General features: G+C 61.6%; 3 protein-coding genes. 1 reads left to right on the top strand and 2 read right to left on the bottom strand.

From position 1 onward, the window contains the following. Positions 1-148: 148 nt before the first annotated feature. Positions 149-787 (bottom strand): hypothetical protein, encoded by a 639-nt coding sequence (locus AO268_RS32125; RefSeq protein WP_099170904.1) that lies wholly within the window; start codon positions 785-787, stop codon positions 149-151. Positions 788-890: 103 nt separating this feature from the next. Then, the gene (locus AO268_RS32120) at positions 891-3038 is read right to left on the bottom strand and encodes a TonB-dependent receptor family protein (RefSeq protein WP_099170903.1); all 2148 of its coding nucleotides are present in this window, start codon (positions 3036-3038) and stop codon (positions 891-893) included. 125 nt (positions 3039-3163) lie between these two features. On the opposite strand from AO268_RS32120, the gene AO268_RS32115 reads away from it, so the two are divergent. Then, the gene (locus tag AO268_RS32115) at positions 3164-4000 is read left to right on the top strand and encodes a 5'-nucleotidase, lipoprotein e(P4) family (protein ID WP_099170902.1); all 837 of its coding nucleotides are present in this window, start codon (positions 3164-3166) and stop codon (positions 3998-4000) included. The last annotated feature ends 408 nt before the right edge of the window (positions 4001-4408 follow it).

Raw genomic sequence — 4408 nt, 5'->3', positions numbered from 1 at the left:
CGTGTAGTCGCGCTGACTACGCCTTTTTGCTGATTCCATTACGTCCTCCTGAAAAACAGATCAGAAGGTGTAAACCTTATTCAGGACGGGACACACAGGTAAAAAAAAGGGAGCCGGTCAGCCGGCTCCCTTTTTTTGCAGCCCGGAATCAGGCTCGCGGCACACCGCCATCCAGTGCCGAGTACTTCAGGTTGTTGCTCTCGACCATCTGCTTGAGCAACGCATTGACCTGGCGCGTAAAGGTGTCGGTCACCGCTTCTTTTGGCGTGTAGGCCATCATCGGGATAAACCAGATACCCAACCAGGTGTTGATCGCATCATGGTTGCTGCCTTTGCTCAGCGCCTGGCCTTGGGGGTCCAGGGCTTCCAGGCTCATGGTGTACTGGTCGGTACCCAACGCCGGGATAATGGTGAAGGTAAAGCCGCTGATAAAGGCCAGTACCATCTGACCGCCCCCTGGCGGATGGTTGTAGACCTTCAGGCGCAGGCTGTAGTCGCCCGGCTGCTTCTGGAACTCATCCAGGGTCACACGGCCGAACAGGCCGGAATCGGTGAGGATCTTTTGCAGTTGCGGACGCAGCATATCCCGCGCCTGGGGGACTTCGGCAGCGGCAGCGTTGGTCGGTTCGCCTTGATAGAAATCAAAGTCGACATAGACGTTCGGCTTGTTGGCGAAACTCGCCTTCGATGGCAGGGTGACTGGCGCGACTTCGTCCTTGGTGAAGCTGGCGCAGCCACTCACTGCCAACATCATCAGGGCCAACCCCAGCATTTTTCCAATGTGCATTACGACTTCCTTAGTTGATGGAGCGTCTCCATGGCCGGAGGTGCTGGGGCGGATGATAGAGCGTCAAGGGCAATGATGAAAAGCCATATGGGGATGGATAGACTTAACGCAGGCTCCAGGACACCCCGGCATACACCCCCATGCCATCGCCCGGCGTCGAGCGCGCCATATCGCGGCCATGGTCGTCATACCCCGGGGTCACGGTATTGGCGTAGCGCTGGCGGGTCAGGTTGCGCAGGTCGACCCAGGCTTGCCAGTCCTGTTTCGGTGCGTCATAACCGATGGTCGCGCCCAACAAGCCATAGGCCGCTGCATAGTAGGAATTGGCATAGTCCACCGCCACCCGCGAGGAATACTCGCCATTGAGGCTGCTGAAAAAACCACTGGGATGGCTGTAGCGCAACTGCGCCTGGTAGTAGTGCCTGGGGATGCCGGGCAGCGTGTTGTCGCCAAATCGCGGGTCATCGCGGTAATGGAAGTTACTGAAGGTATAGGCCTGGCGCAGGGCCAGGCGGCCGGTATTGCCAGCGTCCCACAGCGCGCTGGTGAGACTCAGTTCCAGGCCCTGGTGGATAGTCGGGCTGGCGTTGGATTCGGCAACCACCTGCGAACTCGTGGAGCTTGCCGCCTGGGTCTCGACGCTGAGCAGTTCATGACGCACCAGCGAGTGGTACACCGCCAGGTCCCATTGGCCGAACCAGGCTTCGCCGCGCCCCCCCACTTCCAGGGTGGTGGCGGTCTGGTTTTGCAGTTCCACGCCTTCGCGGGTCAAGCCCGATGCCGGATTATCAGCATCGTTGGCAAAAAACTTATTGGAACCCCAGATCATCGACCAGGCATGCGGCGGCTCCACCGAGCGGCTCAGGTTGCCATACACCTGCAACTGCGGGTTGAAGTCATAGCGCAGGCCCACGCGCGGGGCATAGTCCCAGTCATGAGTGCTCAAGGGAGCATGGGTTTCGGGGTAGGTGACTTCGGTTTCGCGGCGGGTATAGATCGCCGCAAGGCCGGTGGTCAGCCACAGGTCGGGCAGCAGTTCCAGGTCGTTGCTCATGTGCAGCACCGTATCCGACCCCAGGTAACTGTAGTCACGGGTCTTGGTCCCCGGGGCGAAACCGGCGGTGGTCCCGGCAGGCACGCGCACGTACTCCGACACACCGTTATTGGGCAGGCCCTGGGTGGTGCGCAGGCCGACCGTGGTCTGGCTGGCGCGCCCCAGCAGCGTGTCCTGGCGGATGTAGTTCAAGGTGCCGCTGATATCGGTATACGCCACCTTGAGGCGGTTGGTGCCTTCGCGCAGGTCCATGGGGTAGTCGTGGTACACCAGCCCCGCTTCAACGCGGGAGTTATCGTCCAATTGCAGCGTGGTCTTGTTGGCGATCCAGGTAGAGCCCGGCTGCAAGCGCTTGGAGTCGCGTGCCAGGTTGAGGGCGTTGGCTGCGCGCGGGCTGTGCTCGATCTGCTGGCGCGTGAGTTTGCCGGGGCTGTCGTTGGCGGTTTCGCGGTAACGCAAATAGAAGCGGGTTTCCAGGTCCGGGTTGAACCGGTAGCCGAAGTTGGCCGCCACGCCCTTGCCACTGCCGGCGCTCTGTTGCTGGAAGCCATCATCGTCAGTGTCGGTCAGGCTGATGTAATAGTCGGCATCGCCCAGCACTTGCCCGGAGCTGATTTCCCGCTGGGCATAACCGTGGCTGCCAGCCCCGTAACGCACACGCAACCTGGGGGCATCGTAGCCGGTGTGGGTCACATAGTTGACCGCCCCGCCCAGGGCCAATGCCCCCCGGTCAAACCCGTTGGCGCCGCGCAGCACTTCGACCCGGCTGAGCCACAACGGGTCCTTGAGCTCATAAGGCGTACCGCCGGGGCCGGTGAGTGGCAGGCCGTCGATGGTTTCATACAAACCGGATGCGTGGCTGCCGGGGCCACGGTTGATGCCCGAGCCGCGAATGGAGATTTTCACCCCTTCGTTATTCGCCGCCTTGGCGTAGATACCGGCCTGGTACTTGAGCACATCTTCATTGCTGCTGACCCGCCCCTGCTCGACGCTTGCCATGTCAACGTAGTTGGTGGCGCCAGGCACCTGCTTGAGTTGCGCCTGGGCCGCTTCGCCTTCACTCAGTTCAGGGCTGGTGACTTGCAGCGGCGCCAACTGCAATGCCTCCTGGGCCTGGGCCAGGTGGCTGAATGTCAGGGCAGCCCCCAAGCCGAGCCAGCGTGGGGAAAGAACAAGCAGGGGTTGTCGCAGGCGCATGGGCCGAATCCTTGAAGAGGTCTGCGGTTGGAAGCCGCGGATCATACGCAGGTCACGCACAAACCTGGTCGATTAGGCTAATGTGCTGGCCCTGAGCGCCCCTTCACTCTTGAGGCCGAGCCTTTATGCGCAATCTCACCTTCGCCAGCATCTGCCTGTTCTCTTCACTCCTGGCCGGCTGCCAACAGCACCCACCGGCCAATGACCAACTGGATGCCGTTCTGTGGACCCAGACCTCCATCGAACACGAGTTGATCTATCGCCAGGTGTTCGCCGACGCCACCCGCCAGCTCGACGTGGCCCTGGCCACCCAGGGCTGGGACGCCCTGCCCTTTGCCCCGCGCAACCTGAGCGGCCTGCCGCCGGCAGTGATTGTCGATATCGACGAAACCCTGCTGGACAATGTGCCGCTCAACGCGCGGGACATCATCAATAATCAGGTCTACGCCTATGACCGCTGGAACACCTGGGTCGACCAGGCCAAGGCCCAGGCCCTGCCCGGCGCCGTGGCGTTCTTGCAGGCGGCGCGGCAGCGCGGGATCAAGGTGTATTACCTGACCAACCGTGAGCACAACCAGGTCCAGGCCACCGTCGCCAACCTGCGCCTGCGCGGCTTCCCGGTGGACAGCAACGAACAGGTACTGGCGGCCGCCACCCCGACCGGCCATTGCGAACAGGCCGGCTACGGCAAAAACTGCCGCCGCCAGTGGGTCGCCAGCCAGGCGCGGGTGTTGTTGATGGTCGGGGATTCCCTGGGGGATTTCGTCCAGGCCGAACACAACACCCTGGCCGCCCAACGCCGGGCGGTCGAACCCTATGTGGGCTGGTTCGGCCAACGCTGGTTCCTGCTGCCGAACCCAACCTACGGCAGCTGGTACAGCGCGCCCTATGGCGACCGCGAAGAGATTCCATTTGAGCAGAAGCGTTTTTTCAAGCGTGAGGCCCTGCAGTTGCAGCAATGAGGATCAGATGTGGCAGCTGAAATGCAATCCTCCAAACCCTGAAGATCGAGGTGGAGCTGTCGAGCTCCAGCGAGGCTGCGATGGCGGTGGCATTGCTGGAGTTGATGTTGGCTGACCCGCCGCTATCGCAGGCAAGCCAGCTCCCACCTTGGATCCTCAGTACATTGAGTACCGTATGCATCCTGCGGTGGCAGTGAAATGCAATCCTCCAAACCCTGAAGATCGAGGTGGGAGCTGTCGAGCTGCGAGGCTGCGATGGCGGCGGCATGGCTGGGAGGGATGCTGGCTGACCCACCGCTATCGCTGGCAAGCCAGCTCCCACCTTGGATCTTCAGTACATTGAGTACCGTATGCATCCTGCGGTGGCAGCTGAAATGCAATCCTCCAAACCCTGAAGATCGAGGTGGG

The sequence above is a fragment of the Pseudomonas sp. ICMP 8385 genome, assembly GCF_002699915.1.
GTDB classification, from domain to species: domain Bacteria; phylum Pseudomonadota; class Gammaproteobacteria; order Pseudomonadales; family Pseudomonadaceae; genus Aquipseudomonas; species Aquipseudomonas gessardii.
The sequence above is the reverse complement of the archived record's forward strand: the minus strand, read 5'-3'. Positions and strand labels throughout refer to the sequence as shown.

What these genes read in the sequence shown, in the direction of transcription:
- AO268_RS32125 (WP_099170904.1), bottom strand. Translation starts at nt 787, where the DNA reads ATGCACATTGGAAAAATGCTGGGGTTGGCCCTGATGATGTTGGCAGTG.
- AO268_RS32120 (WP_099170903.1), bottom strand. Translation starts at nt 3,038, where the DNA reads ATGCGCCTGCGACAACCCCTGCTTGTTCTTTCCCCACGCTGGCTCGGC.
- AO268_RS32115 (WP_099170902.1), top strand. Translation starts at nt 3,164, where the DNA reads ATGCGCAATCTCACCTTCGCCAGCATCTGCCTGTTCTCTTCACTCCTG.